14 protein-coding genes are annotated in these 17312 nt (G+C 73.7%); 10 read left to right on the top strand and 4 right to left on the bottom strand.

Annotated elements, in window-relative coordinates:
• Positions 1 to 17: 17 nt before the first annotated feature.
• From AB0K00_RS07950 to AB0K00_RS07935, 4 genes are all read left to right on the top strand, one after another.
• A complete protein-coding gene (locus AB0K00_RS07950; protein ID WP_363517135.1) occupies positions 18 to 650 on the top strand; it encodes a hypothetical protein in 633 nt (210 codons plus the stop codon).
• Positions 651 to 806: 156 nt separating this feature from the next.
• Entirely contained in the window at positions 807 to 1310 is a 504-nt protein-coding gene (locus AB0K00_RS07945) for a sigma-70 family RNA polymerase sigma factor (protein WP_363517635.1), read from the top strand.
• Positions 1307 to 2314, top strand: coding sequence for a hypothetical protein (locus AB0K00_RS07940; protein WP_363517132.1), 1008 nt, complete (start codon positions 1307 to 1309; stop codon positions 2312 to 2314). The genes AB0K00_RS07945 and AB0K00_RS07940 overlap by 4 nt, the downstream gene beginning before the upstream one ends.
• Positions 2315 to 2404: 90 nt before the next feature.
• Complete coding sequence (locus AB0K00_RS07935) at positions 2405 to 5311, top strand: RICIN domain-containing protein (RefSeq protein WP_363517129.1); 2907 nt, start codon at positions 2405 to 2407, stop codon at positions 5309 to 5311.
• Here the strand turns inward: AB0K00_RS07935 and AB0K00_RS07930 are convergent.
• Positions 5308 to 6201, bottom strand: coding sequence for a pirin family protein (locus AB0K00_RS07930; RefSeq protein ID WP_363517126.1), 894 nt, complete (start codon positions 6199 to 6201; stop codon positions 5308 to 5310). The two genes, AB0K00_RS07935 and AB0K00_RS07930, sit on opposite strands and share 4 nt — an antisense overlap.
• 71 nt (positions 6202 to 6272) lie before the next feature.
• Between AB0K00_RS07930 and AB0K00_RS07925 the strand changes: the two genes are divergently transcribed.
• On the top strand, positions 6273 to 6836 hold the full coding sequence (locus tag AB0K00_RS07925; RefSeq protein WP_363517123.1) for a hypothetical protein: 564 nt from the start codon (positions 6273 to 6275) through the stop codon (positions 6834 to 6836).
• A gap of 14 nt (positions 6837 to 6850) precedes the next feature.
• Here the strand turns inward: AB0K00_RS07925 and AB0K00_RS07920 are convergent, their stop codons facing one another.
• Positions 6851 to 7885 (bottom strand): ROK family protein, encoded by a 1035-nt coding sequence (locus AB0K00_RS07920; protein ID WP_363517117.1) that lies wholly within the window; start codon positions 7883 to 7885, stop codon positions 6851 to 6853.
• 91 nt (positions 7886 to 7976) lie between these two features.
• Between AB0K00_RS07920 and AB0K00_RS07915 the strand changes: the two genes are divergently transcribed.
• From AB0K00_RS07915 to AB0K00_RS07895, 5 genes are read left to right on the top strand one after another with little or no spacing between them, the layout of a single operon-like run.
• Positions 7977 to 9275, top strand: coding sequence for a hypothetical protein (locus tag AB0K00_RS07915; protein ID WP_363517114.1), 1299 nt, complete (start codon positions 7977 to 7979; stop codon positions 9273 to 9275).
• A gap of 42 nt (positions 9276 to 9317) precedes the next feature.
• Complete coding sequence (locus AB0K00_RS07910) at positions 9318 to 11687, top strand: hypothetical protein (RefSeq protein WP_363517111.1); 2370 nt, start codon at positions 9318 to 9320, stop codon at positions 11685 to 11687.
• Positions 11684 to 12826, top strand: a complete 1143-nt coding sequence (locus tag AB0K00_RS07905; protein WP_363517108.1) for a DegT/DnrJ/EryC1/StrS family aminotransferase — start codon at positions 11684 to 11686, stop codon at positions 12824 to 12826. Before AB0K00_RS07910 ends, AB0K00_RS07905 begins: the two co-directional genes overlap by 4 nt.
• Positions 12814 to 13779, top strand: a complete 966-nt coding sequence (locus tag AB0K00_RS07900) for a glycosyltransferase family 2 protein (RefSeq protein WP_363517105.1) — start codon at positions 12814 to 12816, stop codon at positions 13777 to 13779. Before AB0K00_RS07905 ends, AB0K00_RS07900 begins: the two co-directional genes overlap by 13 nt.
• Positions 13779 to 14744 (top strand): WxcM-like domain-containing protein, encoded by a 966-nt coding sequence (locus AB0K00_RS07895; RefSeq protein ID WP_363517102.1) that lies wholly within the window; start codon positions 13779 to 13781, stop codon positions 14742 to 14744. The genes AB0K00_RS07900 and AB0K00_RS07895 overlap by 1 nt, the downstream gene beginning before the upstream one ends.
• Here the strand turns inward: AB0K00_RS07895 and AB0K00_RS07890 are convergent.
• Together AB0K00_RS07890 and AB0K00_RS07885 are read right to left on the bottom strand one after the other, a co-directional pair.
• Positions 14730 to 15371, bottom strand: a complete 642-nt coding sequence (locus tag AB0K00_RS07890) for a response regulator transcription factor (protein ID WP_363517099.1) — start codon at positions 15369 to 15371, stop codon at positions 14730 to 14732. The two genes, AB0K00_RS07895 and AB0K00_RS07890, sit on opposite strands and share 15 nt — an antisense overlap.
• Complete coding sequence (locus AB0K00_RS07885; RefSeq protein ID WP_363517096.1) at positions 15335 to 17185, bottom strand: histidine kinase; 1851 nt, start codon at positions 17183 to 17185, stop codon at positions 15335 to 15337. The genes AB0K00_RS07890 and AB0K00_RS07885 overlap by 37 nt, the downstream gene beginning before the upstream one ends.
• Positions 17186 to 17312: the final 127 nt, after the last annotated feature.

The following is a 17312-nucleotide window of genomic DNA, read 5'->3' as shown; positions in this document are numbered from 1 at the left end:
GAGGCTGTGAGACGGTCGTGAGACGGTTCGCCGTTGTCGCGCTGGTGCTGGTGGCGGTGCTGAGCCAGGCTTCGCCCGCCGCCGCGCACGGTGGTGCCTCGGTCACGATCCACTCCGACGGCCGCGGCTCGGTGTGGATCACCGCGCAGTGGCAGGACGGCCACCCGATCAACGAGCCGACCCCGGTGACGCTGACCGCCACGCCGGCGGGCGCTGTGTCGTCGGGGGCTGTGTCGTCGGGGGCTGCCGCCTCCCCGATCGCGGCGTCGAAGCTGACGCAGACCGGGGACGAGCGCGGCACGCAGACGTGGAGCGGCGTGCTGCCACCCGGCTCGTGGCGCGTCGCGGTCGACCTCGGCGCGCCGGTGGAAGGACACTGCCAGGCCCTGGTCCCGTCGGCGCCCGGTGACGCCGCCGGCGCGACGGGGGCCGCCGCCACGCCGCAGCCGGTGGAGGTCGCCTGCCTGATCCCGGCGACCGGAGCGACCGGGGCGGGTGCCCCCGCCGGGGATGCGCCGTCCTCGACCGGCAGCCTCGCCCCGCTCTGGGTGACCCTCGGCGTCCTGCTCGTGGTGGGCCTGGTCGTCGCCGAGGTGGTGCGCCGCCGGCGCCCCGGCGGACCGCGCCAGAGGGAGACGGGGAAGACGTAGACGGTGGTCACTGTGTGGGACGCCTGGCGAGGCGCTCACCCGGTTCGCAGGAACGGGCGCTACGCTTCCCGCGTGACTGGTGAGGCCGGCGAGGGAGCAGCTGACCCGACCCGCGACCCTGCGCTCGGCCCCGGGTTTGACCCGGCGACGGCCGCGCTGCTCGCGGCGCGTGACGGTGACCGGGCCGCCGCCGCGGTGTTCGTCCGCGCGACGCAGCCGGAGGTGTGGCGGTTCGTCGCCGCGCTCGTCGGCCCGCACCACGCCGACGACGTGACCCAGGACACCTATCTGCGGGCGTTCCGGGCGCTGCCCGAGTTCGCCGGGCGCTCGTCCGGGCGGACCTGGGTCCTCGCCATCGCCCGGCGCGCGTGCGCCGACCACGTCCGCGCGGCGGTGCGGGGCCGGCGGCTCGAGGCGCGGGTCGCCGCGGAGCCCGAGGAGCTCGCCGGCGCCGACCACGCGGGCCTGCACGCCGCCGCCGACCTGGTCGCGGCGCTGCCGGCGGAGCGCCGGGTCGCGTTCGTGCTGACCCAGGTGCTCGGCCTGTCCTATGCGGAGGCCGCCGAGATCGAGGACGTCCCCGTCGGCACGATCCGCTCCCGGGTCGCCCGCGCCCGCGCCGACCTCGTCGCCGCGATCGCCGCCGCCAGAGCCGGATGACCCGCCCGCGCATCCTGCTCACGGTGCTCGGGGGGCTGCTCGGGGTGCTCGCCGCGCTCGGGTATGTCGCACCGGCCGCGGCCCACGGCGCCGACGCGCCCGCCGCCGTCGACTACGTGGTGGGCGTCGACTCGGTGTCGGTGCCCGGCGTCAGCGTCCGCGCCGTCGAGGGCGGCGCCCGCCTCGAGCTGCGCAGCGACACCGACCGGACCGTCGTCGTGCTCGGCCTGCAGGGCGAGCCGTTCCTGCGGATCGGCCCGGGCGGCGTCGCCGAGAACCGCCGCTCCCCGACGTGGGCCGCCAGCCGCTCCCTGACCGGCCGGGCCGGCACCAGTGCGCCGGCGGAGGCGCCCGACTGGCGGCAGGTGTCCACCCAGCGCACCGTCCGCTGGCACGACGAACGCGCCCGGGAGCTGCCCGCCCGCGCCTGGAGCGTGCCCCTGGAGGTCGACGGCACCACGCCCGGGATCATCCGCGGCACCGTCCGCCGCGCCGACCCGCCGCAGACCGGCTGGTGGTGGTCGGGCGCGCTGCTGGCGGCCGTCGCGGTCGGTGCGCTCGGCCACCCGGCCCTGGCCCGCCGCGGCCGCTGGCCCGTCGTGGCCGTCGCCGCCGTCGCCGGCGCGGTGACCGTCGCCTGGATCGTGGCGAGCGCCGGCCTGGCCACCTCGCCGGCGGAGAGCCTCGCCACCCAGCTCCTCGCCAGGCTGTGGCCGCTGCTCACCGGCCTGGGCGTGCTCGCCGCCGCGGCGTTGCAGGCGCTGCGGAAACCGGCCGCGGACATCGTCGTCGCCATCGCCGGCGCGTGCCTGGCGGTGATGACGGGCTTCGCCGACGCCGCCGTGTTCAGCAACGGCAGCCTCGCCGGCCCCGGCTGGTCCCGGTGGGCGGTCGCGACCGCGCTCGCCGCCGGCCTGGGCCTCCTCGCGGCCGGCGGCATCCGCTGGTACCGCACACCCATCGAACACCGAGCCGCTGAACACACACTCGCTCAGGATAAATAAACAAAGTCAAACGTGTTCTTTCATAAAGGCGCGTTTCTGCGCATAATCGGGCATCGATGTTCCCCGCCAGGAGCAAAGGAGTCCGGTCTCATGGACCGCAGAACGTTCGTCGCGAGCGGTGTCGCCCTCACCGGCGGCGCGATCGCCTTGTCCACCACCATTGCCAGCCCCGCCGGCGCCGCCGTCCGCACCGCGAAGACCGTCACGCCGGGCGCCAGGGGCGGCCACTACTGGCCGAACCTCGCCCCGCTGAAGGCGACCGCGTTCCTCAAACTCCCGCCGGGTGCGGTCCAGCCCCGCGGCTGGCTTCGCACACAGCTCAACATCGAGGCCGACGGCCTCTGCGGCCGGATGCCGGAGGTGTCGGACTACCTGCAGCTGAACAACTGCGGCTGGGTGGACAAGACCAAGGGCGCCTGGGAGGAGCTGCCCTACTGGCTGCGCGGCTTCGGCGACCTCGGCTACGTCACCGGCAACACCCGGATCCTGACCCTGGCCCGCCAGTGGATCGACGGCATCATCGCCAACCAGGGCAGCGACGGCTTCTTCGGCCCGAACGCGCTGCGCACCTCCCTGGAGGGCGGCCCCGACTTCTGGCCGCACATGCCGCTGCTGGACGCGATCCGGTCACACGCGGAGTACAACGAGCGCAACGGCACCCCCGACGCCCGGGTCAACACGTTCATGCGCAAGTACTTCCAGTTCCAGAACGCGCAGCCGGCGGCCGTGTTCAACCGCAGCTGGGCCGCCCTGCGCTGGGGCGACAACATCGACAGCGTCTACTGGCTGTTCAACCGGACCGGCGAGACCTGGCTCCTGGATCTCGTCCGCAAGATCCACGCGGGGTCCGCGGACTACACCAACGGCATCCCCAACTGGCACAACGTGAACCTGGCGCAGGGCTTCCGCGAGCCGGCGCAGTTCGGCCTGCTCGACCCGGACCCGAAGTTCCCCGCCGCCACCTACCGCGACTACGACACCGTCATGGGCCTCTACGGCAACTTCCCCGGCGGCGGCTTCGCCGGCGACGAGAACTGCCGCCCCGGCTACACCGACCCGCGGCAGGGCTTCGAGACCTGCGGGATCGTCGAGTTCATGCACAGCCACCAGATGCTCGCCAGGATGACCGGCGACTCGGTGTGGCTGGACCGCTGCGAGGACCTCGCCTTCAACCTGCTGCCCGCCTCGCTCGACCCGGCGCAGCAGGGCATCCACTACATCACCTGCGCCAACAGCATCGGCCTGACGAACGCGACCCTGACCCAGGGCCAGTTCCAGAACGGCTTCCCGATGCTCGCCTACATGCTGGGCATCCACAACTACCGGTGCTGCCCGCACAACTACGGCATGGGCTGGCCCTACTACGCGCAGGAGTTGTGGTTCGCCACCTGGGACAAGGGCCTGTGCGCGGCGATGTACGGCAACTCGCAGGTGACCGCGAAGGTCGGCGCGAACGCCACCACGGTCACCGTCACCGAGGACACCGACTACCCGTTCAGCGACACGATCACGCTCACCATGGGCACCCCGAGCGCGGTCGCGTTCCCGCTGTACCTGCGGATCCCGAAGTGGAGCACCGGCGCGGTCGTGCGGGTCAACGGCGCGACAGTCACCGGCACGGTCGAGGCCGGGTCATTCGTGATCGTCGACCAGACCTGGAACAACGGCGACAAGGTCACCGTCACGCTGCCGATGCGCACCACCGTGCGGACCTGGGCGAAGAACGGCAACGCGATCAGCGTCGACAACGGCCCGCTGACGTTCTCGCTGTCGATCGCGGAGCGCTGGTCGCGCATCGGCGGCACCGACGCGTGGCCGACGAACGAGGTGTACGCCAACTCGCCGTGGAACTACGGCCTGCTCATCGACCCGGCCAACCCGCAGGCCACGGTGACCCGCAAACCGGGCGCCCTCGCAGCGAACCCGTTCACCCGCGACGGCGCGCCCGTGTCGCTGAGCGTCACCGCGCGGAAGATCCCCAACTGGCAGGCCGACGCCGAAGGGGTCGTGCGGACCCTGCAGCAGAGCCCGGCCCGCTCCACCCAGCCCAATGAGACCGTGCAGCTGCTGCCGATGGGCGCGCAGCGGGTCAGGATCACCACGTTCCCACGGGTCAGTGACGGCGCCGACGCCGTCGAGTGGGTCATCCCGGCGACCCCGTCGGCGTCGCACTGCTGGAGCGGCGACTCGGTCGCCGCGCTCAACGACGGCAAGGTGCCCAGCAGCTCCGCCGACACGTCGATCCCGCGGATGACGTTCTGGGACCACCTCGGCACGGCCGAATGGGTGCAGCTGACCTACGCGAGCGCGATCACCACGAACGCGGTGTCGGTCTACTGGTTCGACGACACGGGCACCGGGCAGTGCCGGACCCCGCAGTCGTGGCAGGTGCAGTACCGCAACGCGAGCGGCGCCTGGGTGCCGGTCAGCGGGGCGTCGGCGGCCGGCACGGCCACCAACACCTTCAACCGGGTCACCTTCACCGCCGTGTCGACCACCGCGCTGCGCCTCGCCGTGCAGCTCAAGGCGGGCGTCTCGGCCGGCATCCTGGAGTGGCGGGTCGAGGGCAGCACCACCCCGGTCGCGTGGAAGCGGATTCAGAACAAGAACAGCCTCAAGGTGCTCGGCGTCGACGGGATGTCGACCGCGAACAGCGCCAACGTCGTGCAGTACGACGACAACGGCACCGCCGATCACAACTGGCGCCTCGTCGACGCCGGCGGCGGCTGGTTCAAGATCGTGAACCAGAACAGCGGCAAGATGCTCGCGGTGCAGAACATGTCGACGGCCAACTCGGCGCTGGTGCAGCAGTTCGAGGACAACGGCTCCGCCGACCACCTGTGGCGGCTGATCGACAACGGCGACGGCTGGTCGCGCATCCAGGTCCAGCACAGCCTGAAGGTGCTCGGCGTCGCCGGCATGTCGACGGCGAACTCCGCACAGGTCGTGCAGTACGACGACAACGGCACCGCCGACCACCTGTGGCGGCTGCTCTAAAGCCCCCGGTGGCGGGGCCGGGGGAGCAGGCGAGTGGTGGGAAGGGCGGGGGCCGGCAACGGCTCCTGCCCGCCCGGCACCACGCCGAACCGGGACGACCCGGCCTCCCACTCCTCGCGCGCCGCCACGATCTCCTCGTGGGACCGCGCGACGAAGTTCCACCACATGACCAGGTCCTCGTCGAGGGGTACCCCACCGATCAGGAACAGCCGGGCGGACCCTTCGAGACGCAGCGACGCGCGGCCCTCGGGCAGGTGCAGCAGCGAGCCGGGCGTGACATCGACCCCGTCGACCCGCGCGGCGCCGTCGGTGACCACCACACCGTGCTCAAAGGCTGGATCGATCGCGATTTCCGCGGGTGTACCGGCGGCGAGGCGCAGTTCGGCGCCGACGAGGTCGCTGTGGACGGCGGCCGGCGACGTCACGCCAGCCAGTGACCCGACGGCGACGGTCATCCGTACCCCTGCCGCCTCCGCGACCGGCAGATCCTCCAGGTGCTCGAAGCGCGGCTCCTGCCTCCGGGCGGCCTCGGGCAGCGCCACCCACAGCTGCAGCCCGTGCAGCAGCGGCGGCTTCTCGCCAGGGGAGTCCTCGGAGTGCGCGATCCCGCGCCCCGACGTCATGATGTTGAGCTGGCCGGGGCGGATCAGCTCGTCGGAGCCGAGGCTGTCGCGGTGCCGGATCTCCCCATCGAACAGCCAGGTCACCGTCTGCAGCCCGATGTGCGGGTGCGGCGGGACCCGCATCCCCGGCTTCCCGGTGACCTCCTCCGGCCCGAAGTGGTCGAGGAAGCACCACGCGCCGACGGTCCGCCGGGTCTTGTTCGGCAGCGTCCGGCGCACCACCGAGTAGCGACCGAGGGGCACGTCCCGGCCTTCGAGCAGTTCCATCGTCCGATTCTCCCTCCCGTTCTCCCACTGTGACCCGGCGGCAACCAGCGGCGGGTAATTTGTCCGATGTGATGGCATTGGTGGTGGCGGCGCTCGCGATGCTCGTCGCCGGTGCCGCCGCGTTCCTCGGGTTCCAGTCGCTGCGGGGCGTCCGGCGCGCCGCGGCCGCCGCCGCCGGGCTGCTCGCCGCGTATCAGCTCGCCGAGTCCCGCGCCGACGCCGAGCGGGTCTGCGCGTGGGCGGTCAGCGAGCGCGAGACGTTCGAGAAGATCATCACCCGGGGCGTGGTCGGCGCCGCGATCCGCAACGCCGGGCAGACCCCCGTCTACGACCTGGAGATCGTCTTCCGGGACCCGCCGGCCGCCTGGACCGCGATCCGCCGGGTCCGCATCGTGCCGCCGTCGGAGCAGCCCGAGGTGTACGCCGGCTTCGATGAGGAGCACACCGACGGCCCGGTCGAGCGGGACCGGATCAACGAGGACGGCACGATCCGGCTCGCTCCGTCCGCCGACATGCACGTCGAGGTGCGCTTCACCGACAGCCGGGGCCGCCGCTGGCAGCGCGACGACCACGGCATCCTCGCCCAGGTCGGCGAGAACGTGACCCGCGCCCCGGCGCCGGTCGAGCAGGCGTGAGTTACAGGCTGTAGTTACAGGCTGTCGGCGGCCGCGATCGCGGCGCCCCGGGCGCCGGCCATGTCGCGGTCCGGGACCAGGGCGAACGTGGCGACCGCCGCCTGCTCCTCGCGCAGCAGCGTGTGCTCGCGGACCTTGGCCAGGAACCACTCACGGAAGTGCGGGGCCGCCTCGACGACGCCACCGCCGACGAAGTAGCAGTCGGGGTCGGTGAAGTTCGCGGAGATGGTGAAGAGCCGGCCGAGGCCCATCGCCTGCTGCTCGAAGATCCGCAGCGCCAGCTCGTCGCCCTGCTCGGCGAACGAGCGGACCTGCTTCGCGGCGGCCCGGACCGTGTCGGCGTGGTGCAGCGGGTGGTCGGGGAACCGGGTCAGCCAGTACGGCAGCAGGTTGCGCACGATCCCGGTGAGGGAGGTGACGCTCTCCACGTCGCCGAGGAAGCCGCAGCCGCACGACGGCAGCGGCTGGCCCTCCTCCAGGAGGCCGTGCATCGGGATGTGGACGTGCCCGAGCTCGCCGGCCATCCCGGCCGCACCCTTGATGACCTTGCCCTGCTCGATGACGCCGCCGCCGAGGCCGGTGCCGACGATCGCGGAGATCGAGGAGCGCTCGGCGGCGTCGGGGCCGAAGTAGACGTGGTGGGCGTACAGGGCGGCCGCGTTGCCGTCGTTGTTGTAGACGACGGGCAGGCCGAGGCGCCGCTCGAGGGCGCCGCGGAAGTCGAAACCCCACCAGGCCGGCTGGGAGAAGTTCGTCGAACCCTTCGAGGAGATGACCCCGTCGGCGCTGGCCGGGCCCGGGGTGTCCAGGCCGACGGCGGCGACCCGCGACCGGTCGATCTTGGTCACGGCGAGGATGTTGTCGAACGCGCCGGCGAGGGCCTCGACCGCGATCGCCGGCCCCTCCAGGACCCGGCTGGGCACCTCGACGAGACCGTCGACGAGGAACGCCCCGTCGTGGGAGAGCACCGTGGCGTTGTTGGCGGTGCCGCCGTTGTCCAGGCCGACGACGACCCGGTCCTGCACGCTGTTGTCCTGCACCGTGCCCATCGGTCCTGCTCCTCGGGGACGAACGAAGGTGAGCGGCGAACACGGTACCGCACGACGTACCCGGGCGGGCACCTCGATCGTTAGGAACCTCATGGTGGTGCGGGAGCGGCGCGCAAGCGCTCTCGCGGCGGCGGCGCTGTTCGCGGCCACCGTCGCGCAGGGGCCCGCGGGCGGGTTCGTCTACGACGCCGCCCGCTACTTCAACGGGTCCCTCGCCCTGTTCACCGGGCAGAGCACGGTCCGCGAGGGCGACCTGGACTTCCGCGGGGTGCTGACCACGGTGGTGTACGCGCCGGCCGCCCTCGCCGAACACCTCGCCCCCGGCGCCGGCCGGTACGCCGTCCTGGCCAGCAACGCGCTGCTCGTCGCGGTCGTCGGCGCGGTGCTGCTGCCCGCGCTCGCCGCCGCACTCCGCGGGCGGGGCGAGCCGGGCGGACCGGTCGTGACGGCCGGGCCGGTGGGTGTCTGGGTGTGCGCCGCGCTGACCTGGCTCGTCGCGGCGAGGTTCGCGCCGTTCCCGCTGATGGACCTGCCCGCCGCCGCCGGTTTCCTGACCGCCGGGTGGCTGGCGCTGCGCGACCGGACCTGGTGGACGCTCCCGGCGGCGGGGGTGGCGGCCGGCGTCACGCTGAACCTGCGGCCCGCGTACCTGCTGCCGCTCGTCGCGCTCGGCGCTCTCGTCGCGGTGACCCGCCGGTGGCCGGCGACCTGGTTCGCGGCCGGGGTCGTGGCCGGTTCGCTGCCGCAGGTGGCGGTCAACCTGGCGCGCGGCCTCCCGCCCGGGTTGACCCCGCCCGGCACCGCGGGGCTCGTCGGGTTCCAGGCCGGGTACGCCTCCTACGTCGTGCGCTACGACACCGTCACCTCCGGCGGCCCGCCGCAGCAGTTCTACTGCGACCCGTCGATGGCCGCGGCCGTCGCCGGGCACCCGGTCGACTCCACCGGCGGCCTGGTCCGGGCGCTGCTGGGCAACCTGCCCTCCTCGGCGCTGTTCCTCGTGGAGAAGGTCGCCGCCGCCCTGGCCTGGTCGGTGCCGACCCCGTACAGCGTGCCCGCGACCGCCGAGCACTTCGAGCTCGCGATCCCGATCGTGCTGATCGTCGTCGTGGGGGTCGGCGCCGCGTGCCGCACCCCGGGCGCGCGGGCCCTGGCCGTGCTCGCCGCGGGTGTCTGCGCCTCGCTGATGACGTCGGCCACGGAGACCCGCTTCGCGCTGCCGCTCGTGCTCCTCGGCGTCGCCGGCTGCGCGCTGCTGCGGCGGCCGCCGCCGCTGATGGCGGTAGTGCTGGTGGTGGTGGCCGCGGTGCTGCTTGCCGCCGCCGCGGCGGGCGTCGCGCATCCGCTGCCGCCGGGCCCGGCGACGCCGGCGGCCTGTGCCGCGAACGGGTGATCCGGCGCGACCGACCCGGCGCCCGCGGCGTTGGGCGGTGCAGTGAGCACGACACTGGACGCGACACGTGACCCCGCCGCAGGTCCGGGCGAGCCACCGGTGACCACCGGCCGCCGCCGGCTTCACGGCGTGGCACCGGCGGCCCTGCTGCCGCTGGCCGTCGGGCTCGCCGGGGTCGCGGCCACGCTGCGGTACTACGGGGTGTCGCTGCCCTCGACTCTCGCGTTCACCGGCTGGCTCACCGCCGGGGTCGTGCTGCCGGGGCTGCTGCTGTGGCGCTCGCTGCTGGGCCGCTCCGGCTGGCTCGTCGCGGACGTCGTGGCCGGTGCCGCCGTCGGTTACGTCGTGGAGGTCCTCGCGTACGTCGCCGCCCGCGCCGCCGGCGCGCCGCTGCTGGTGCTGGCCTGGCCCGCCGGGATGATCGCCGCCTCCGTGGCCGTGCCGCGGCTGCGCAAGGCGTGGCGAGGGCCGGCGGACCGGACCCGGACCCCCGCGCTGTGGGCCTGGTCGATGCTGCTCGTCATCGGTGTCCTCGTCCTGCGCAGCGTCCGGATGTTCCGCTCGCACGGCCTCGGCTGGCCCGTCACCGGCCCGTCGGACGCCGACACCCCGTTCCACCTCGCGCTGATCGCCGAGGCGAAACAGCACATGCCGATGCAGGCGCCGTGGGTGTCCGGCGAGCCCCTCGTGTACCACTGGTTCGTCTACCCGGAGATGGCCGCCACCAGCTGGGTCACTGGCATCGACCCGCTGACGCTGCTGGTCAGGCTCACGCCGCTGCCGATGCTCGCCGGCACGCTGCTGCTCGTCGCGGTCCTCGCCCGCCGCCTCACCGGCGGCTGGTGGACCGGTCCGGTCGCCGCGGCCGTGACGCTGCTGGTCCTCGCCCCGGACCCGTACGGCTGGCCGCACTACGACGGCTGGTTCGGCTTCGGCGCGTACGAGGACGGCTCCATGTTCCGGATGGTCGCCTGGACCAGCCCGACACAGACGTTCGGCGCCCTGCTGTTCGCCGCCGTCGTCCTGGTGCTCCTCGACCGGTTCCAGGGCGACGGGACCCAGCGCAAGGGCCCGTGGGTGCTGTTCGCGCTGCTGCTCGCCGGGCTGGCCGGGGCGAAGTCGCCGTACCTGCCGCTGCTCACCGGCGCCCTCGTCGTGGTGGTGCTCGTCCGGCTCGCCGCCCGCCGGGGCCTGCACCGGCCGGCGCTGCTCGCGGCCGGGCTCACCGCCGCATGCACCGTCGTCGCGCAGGTCGTCCTGTACGACGGCGGCGCCAACCAGGGGCTCGTCGTGCGGCCCCTCGCCACCGTCGACGGCTTCGTCACCGTCGCCGCCACGTGGACCGGGTACACCGGGCCCGGCACCCCCGCCGGGCACGCCCGGGTCGCGGCCGGGCTCACCGTCCTGTGCTGGCTGTTCATGTGGGCGGGGGTGCTCGCCCTCGGCCGCAAGGCGCTGGAGCCGCCGGTCCTGCTGTTCCTCGCGGTCGGCGCCGGCGGGCTCGCCGGGGTGCTGCTGTTCGGCCACCCCGGTGGGTCGCAGTCGTACCTGATCGTGTCGGCGCGGCCGTACCTCGCCCTGGCGTCCGTGGCCGGGCTGGCCGCCGTCGCCGGCCGGCTGACCTGGGGCCGGGCCGGGATCCTCGCGCTGGCCGCGACCGTGGGCGGCACCGCGGTGCTGCTCATGCGGCGTTACGACACCATCCAGCCGGTGGGGGCGCGGGTCGGGTGGGAGCTCGCCCGCCCGTACCTCATCCTCGCCGGACTGGCAGTCCTCGTCGCCGTGGCCGCGCTCGCCCGCCGCGACCGCCGGATCCTCGCGGTGCTGGTCGCGCTGTGCGCCGGGTTCGGGCTGCCGACCGCCTACGACCAGACCGCCGTCGTCGTCACCGACACCGCCCTCGGCGGCTGGCGCGCCGTGCCCGTCACCGACCAGGTCGCCCTCGACGGGCGGACCAGCGCCATCGACCACGACACCTGGGTCGCCGGCCGCTGGCTGCGGGCGCACACCACCCCCGGTGAGCTCCTGGCCACCAACGCGCACTGCTTCGGGGTACGCCCGGCCGCCGCGCCGGGTGGGGGCGGGCTGTGCGACAACCGGCGCTTCGCGCTCGCCGCCGCCAGCGGCCGCCGGGTCCTCGTCGAAGGCTGGGGCTTCACCAACACCACCTACGAACGCGCCGCCGCCGACGGGGTCCCGCCGTGGTTCGCCGACTTCTGGGACCCCGACCGGCTCGCCGCCAACGACGCCGTGTTCACCGACCCGAACCCCGCGACGATCGGCGTGCTGCGCGAGCGGTACCACGTCCGGTGGCTCGTCGCCGACCCCGCCGCCGGCCCGGTCGGTGACCTCGGGACCGTTGCGGTGCCGCGGTTCACCGCCGGCCGGCTCACCGTCCTTGAGGTGACATGAACGATCTCGCGGCACTGCACGCCCCACTGGCCGACGCGTTGACGACGGCGGTGCGACGGGTCATGGACAGCGGCTGGTACATCCTCGGCCCGGAGGTCGCGGCCTTCGAGGCGGCGTTCGCCGACTACTGCGGCGCCGGCTACCGTGCCGCCGGGTCCGGTGGCCTGCACGCCGTCGGTGTCGGCAACGGCACCGACGCGATCGAGCTCGCCCTCGCCGGTGTCGGCGCGGGCCGCGGCAGCCGCATCGCCCTCGCGGCGAACGCGGGCGGCTACGGCACCACCGCCGTGCTCGCCCTCGGCGCCGAGCCCGTCTACGTCGACGTCGACGAGGACACCGCCACCCTCGACCCGGCCCTGCTGGACCGCGCCGGCCACGAGGCAGGGTTCGACGCGGTCCTCGTCACGCACCTGTACGGCCGGCTCGCCGACATGCCGGCGCTGCGCGCGGTCGCGGACGCCCACGGGGCGAAGGTCGTCGAGGACTGCGCGCAGGCCCACGGCGCGGCCCACGGGGTCACCGCAGGCGGCCGCCGCGCCGGCGTGTGGGGCGACGCGGCGGCGTTCAGCTTCTACCCGACGAAGAACCTCGGCGCGCTCGGCGACGCCGGCGCCGTCGTCACCGCCGACCCGGACGTCGCCGAACGGGTCCGGCGGCTGCGGCAGTACGGCTGGGACCGCAAGTATCACCAGGTGACCGGCCCGGCCCGCAACAGCCGCATGGACGAGCTGCAGGCCGCGGTGCTCGGCGTGAAACTGCCGCACCTGGACGCCTGGAACGCCCGCCGGGTCGCGGTCGCCGCCCGGTACGCCGCCACGATCCGGCACCCGAAGCTGACCCTGCCCGACGTCGCGGCGCCGTCGCACGTCGCGCACCTGTACGTGCTGCGCAGCACCGACCGCGACGCCCTGTCGTCGCACCTGCGCGCCCACGGCGTGCCGCACGACGTGCACTACCCGGTGCCCGATCACCGCCAGCCGGTGCACGGCGACCGGTTCGCCGACCTCGACCTGCCGGTCACCGAACGGCTGTGCGCCGAGGTGCTGAGCCTGCCGTGCCACCCCGGGCTGGACCCCGCCGAGGCGGACCGGGTCGCCGCCGTCCTCAACGTGTTCGGAGACGCCGCGTGTACTCCCTGATCATCCCCGTGTACCGCAACGAAGGATCGATCCACGACCTCCTCGGCGCCGTCTCGGACCTGCACGACGCCCTCGACGGGCGGCTCGAGGCGGTGTTCGTCGTTGACGGCAGCCCCGACCGGTCCGCGGACCTGCTCCAGGCGCTGCTGCCGGCGCAGCGGTTCCCCGCGCGGCTGGTGCTGCTGTCGCGCAACTTCGGCTCGTTCGCCGCGATCCGCGTCGGCCTGCAGCACGCCACCGGCGACTACTTCGCCGTCATGGCCGCCGACCTGCAGGAACCGCCGGAGCTGGCGCTGGAGTTCTTCCGTACCCTGCGGGCCGACGAGTACGACGTCGTCGTCGGCACCCGCGAAGGGCGCGCCGACCCGCTCGGCAGCCGGCTGGCCGCCGGGCTGTTCTGGGGGGTGTACCGCCGTCTCGTCGTGCGGGACATGCCCCGCGGCGGCGTCGACATCTTCGGCTGCAACCTCGCGTTCCGCGACTGCCTCCTGGAGTGCGAGGAGGCGAACACGTCCCTCGTCGCGCTGCTGTTCTGGCTCGGGTTCCGCCGCAAGCAGGTCGCGTACACCCGGCGCCCCCGGGTGCACGGCGGCTCCGGCTGGACGCTGCGCAAGAAGGTCACATACCTGATGGACAGCGTCTTCGCGTTCACCGACCTACCGGTGCGGGTGCTGATGACGTTCGGGTTCACCGGGCTGCTCGTGTCGCTGACCCTCGGCGTGGTCGTGCTCTCCGCCCGCCTCGCCGGCCTGTTCGACGTGCCCGGCTACGCCGCGACGATCCTCGTCGTGCTGTTCTTCGGCGGCATCAACGCCCTCGGCCTCGGCGTCGTCGGCTCGTACGCGTGGCGCGGCTACGAGAACACGAAACGCCGCCCCCTCGCCGTCGCCGCGCGGGAACTGGACTACGCCGGCGCGGCCAAAACCGCGGTCCTGCAGGGAAGGCAGCGCTGATGTCGTACTTCACCCATCCCAACGCCCTGTGCGAGAGCACCGCCGTCGGCGCCGGGACCCGGATCTGGGCGTTCGCGCACGTGCTGCCGGGCGCCCGCATCGGCGCCGACTGCAACGTCTGCGACGGGGTGTTCGTGGAGAACGACGTCGTCGTCGGCGACCGGGTCACCGTCAAGTGCGGCGTGCAGCTGTGGGACGGCGTGACCCTGGAGGACGACGTGTTCGTCGGGCCCAACGTCACGTTCACCAACGACCGGATGCCGCGCAGCCGCCGCCACCCGGTGACGTTCGACCGCACCACCGTCGCCGCGGGCGCGTCGATCGGCGCGAACGCCACGATCCTGCCGGGCGTCACCATCGGCCGGCACGCCATGGTCGGCGCCGGCGCCGTGGTGACCCGTTCGGTGCCGCCGTACGCGATCGTCGTCGGCAACCCGGCCCGGCTCACCGGCTACGTCGACGCCGCGCCCCAGCCCCTGCCCGCCCAGGCCGGCCAGCCCGCCCAGCACGGGCCGGAGGAGACGCAGACGGGGGAGCGGGTCAACGGCACCAAGGTCCGCGGGGTCACCGTGCACCGGCTCGACTACGTCCGGGACCTGCGCGGCGACCTGTCCGTCGGGGAGTTCGAGCGGGACATCCCGTTCCCGGTGCGCCGCTACTTCATCGTCTTCGACGTGCCCAACGAGAAGGTCCGCGGCCAGCACGCGCACCGCGAATGCCACCAGTTTCTGATCTGCGTCAGGGGCCGCTGCAGCGTGGTCGCCGACGACGGGGTGTCGCGGCAGGAGTTCCTGCTCGACAGTCCGGCGACGGGGCTGTACCTGCCGCCGATGACGTGGGCGACGCAGTACCGCTACTCGCCGGACGCGGCGCTGCTCGTCTTCGCGTCGCACTACTACGACGCCGCCGACTACATCCGCGACCACGCCGAGTTCGTGTCGGCCGCCGTCTCAGCCGCCTTGTAGGTGGGCCAGCACGGCCAGGACCCGGCGGTTGTCGTCGTCGGAGACCGGCAGGTCGAGCTTGCCGAAGATGCTGGCGATGTGCTTGCCGACGGCGCTGTCGCTGAGGAACAGCTGCTTGCCGATGGCGGCGTTGGAGCGGCCCTCGGCCATCAGGGTCAGCACCTCCCGCTCCCGCGGGGTGAGCGTGCCCGTCGTCGCCGACGGCCTGGCGACGAGCTTCGCGATGACCGTCGGGTCCATCACGGTGCCGCCGGCGGCGACCCGGCGGACCGCGTCGACGAACTGGTCGGCGTTGAACACCCGGTCCTTCAGCAGGTACCCCACGGCGCCGGTGCCGTCGGCGAGCAGCTCCCGCGCGTACAGCTGCTCGACGTGCTGGGAGAGCACCAGGACCGGCAGCCCCGGCACCTCCCGCCGGGCCGCCAGGGCCGCCTGCAGCCCTTCGTCGGTGAAGCTGGGTGGCAGCCGCACGTCGACGACCGCGACGTCCGGGCGGTGCTCGAGCAGCGCCGCGAGCAGCGCCGGTCCGGTGTCGACGGCGGCGACCACCTCGAAGCCGTGGCTCTGCAACAGCAGGACCATGCCGTCCCTCAGGAGGTAGAGGTCTTCGGCGAGGACAACACGCACGGCAGCTCCAGCGTCGCGACGGTCGGCCCGCCCGGCGGGCTGCTCAGGGCCAGGGTCCCGTCGAAGGTACCCAACCGGCGTTCGATGCCGCGCAGGCCGGTGCCCCGCGACGGGTCGGCGCCGCCGGAGCCGTCGTCGGTGACGGTGACCCGCAGCAGGCCGTCCCGGTGGTACAGCTCGACTGTGACCTTCCCGGCGTGGCCGTGCCGGGTCGCGTTCGCGATCAGCTCGCTGACGGCGAAGTACGCGGCCGACTCCACCGGTGCCGGCGGCCGGCCGTCGAGCCGGCCCGTGATCGCGATCTCGGCGGTGGTCCCGGTGGTGGTCTCGGTGGTGGTGTAGTCCAGGTCGAGGGCGAGCGCGCGGACGGCGTCGGCGAGGCCGCGTTCGGACAGCACCGGCGGGTGGATGCCGCGGACCAGGTCACGCAGCTCCCGCAGCGCCGCCTCGGCCGTCTCCTTCGTCTGCGCGACGAGCTTGCGCGCCGCCGCCGGGTCGGTGTCCAGGAGCCGTTCGATCGCGCCGAGGGTCAGGCCGACCGCGATCAGCCGTGCCTGCGCGCCATCGTGCAGGTCCCGTTCGATCCGGCGGACCTCGGCGGCCTGCGCGTCGACGGCGTCGGCGCGGCTCTGTGTGAGCTGCTCCACCCGCATGCGCAGCGCCGCCTCCCGGGTCGGGCGCAGCAGCAGCGCCGTCCACCGCGCGTGGACCGTGACGAGCTGCTCCGCCACCACCAGTCCCGCCGCGACGAGCGCGATCCCGAGGACGAGCCCGGCGGTCCGGTTGCCGTCGGCGGCGCCGTACCAGGCGGACCAGTCGGCGCCGAAGAACTCCGTCCACAGCCACGGCAGGGCCAGCCCCCACGCGCCGTAGATCGTGGCGGCGACCGGCACGCCGAGCAGCGCGACCGTGACGACCGGGTCGACGGCCAGCCACACCAGGTCCCGCCACGACGCGACGTCATGCCAGGTCCACAGCCAGCGGGCGTTGAACGCCGCCATCGCCTCGGTCTTGTACAGGTTGTTGCGGACCTGCAGCATCCCGTCCGGGCGGCGCTGCGGCCGCAGCTCCGGCGTGTACGGCCGGTCGATCCGCACCCCGCCCCACGCGGCGAAGTGCCGGCGCAGGTTCGCCAGCCACCGGTAGTGCGAGACGGCGGGCGGGATGAGGAAGATCAACCCGAGGCCGAACCCGAGACTGAAGCAGGCCAGGCTGAACGCCAGCAGCAGCACCTCGACGGCGGCGAAGCAGATGAGCAGCGCCGCCCGCGCCCACGCCAGCAGCATCTTCTGCGTACACCGGCCGCGGCTCTCCTTGCGGGCCAGCCGCTGCGCCGACATCGGGGCGAGCATCCACGCCGACCACCTGGCGACCAGGCGGACCGTCCACGGCGCCACGACCAGGCCGACCGGCACCACCGCGAGGACGACGACGGGGAACCACAGCTGCCAGGCGAGGTCCCGTTTCGTCGCCGGGTCCTGCATCAGCCAGTCGAGACGGCGGAAGAAGCGGGGGTAGCGCGGCGACTTGTAGAGGGTCGCGTCGTGCCGGTACATGCCGTCCTCGTCCGGCTGCGGCGGCGGGGGCGGGGGCTGGTACGGCTCCGGCACCTCCCGGCCCGTCCACGACGCGAACATCGCCCGCCACCGGTTCGTCAGCCGCCGCCCCTGCTGCACCGGCGGCGGGATCAGGAACACCAGGCCGAGCAGCACGCCGGGGAAGAACAGCACCAGCGACCCCAGGAACTGCACGAGCACGACGGCGGCGACGCCCAGCAGGACGACGCTGCGATACACACCCCTCAACCAGGTCATGCGTCCAAGTCTCTTGTCACGGTCCGGCCCGCACATCGGCCCTGCCCGCCGGGCCGGGGTGGGGCTACCTCCACCTACCTGGCTCCACCCTGGTCGGCGTCCAGCCTCATTCTGCCGCCCCCGCCGG

The organism is Dactylosporangium sp. NPDC049525, from assembly GCF_040676755.1.
Lineage (GTDB): Bacteria > Actinomycetota > Actinomycetes > Mycobacteriales > Micromonosporaceae > Dactylosporangium.
Note: the sequence above shows the minus strand (reverse complement) of the source record. Positions and strands in the feature narration are given on the sequence as shown.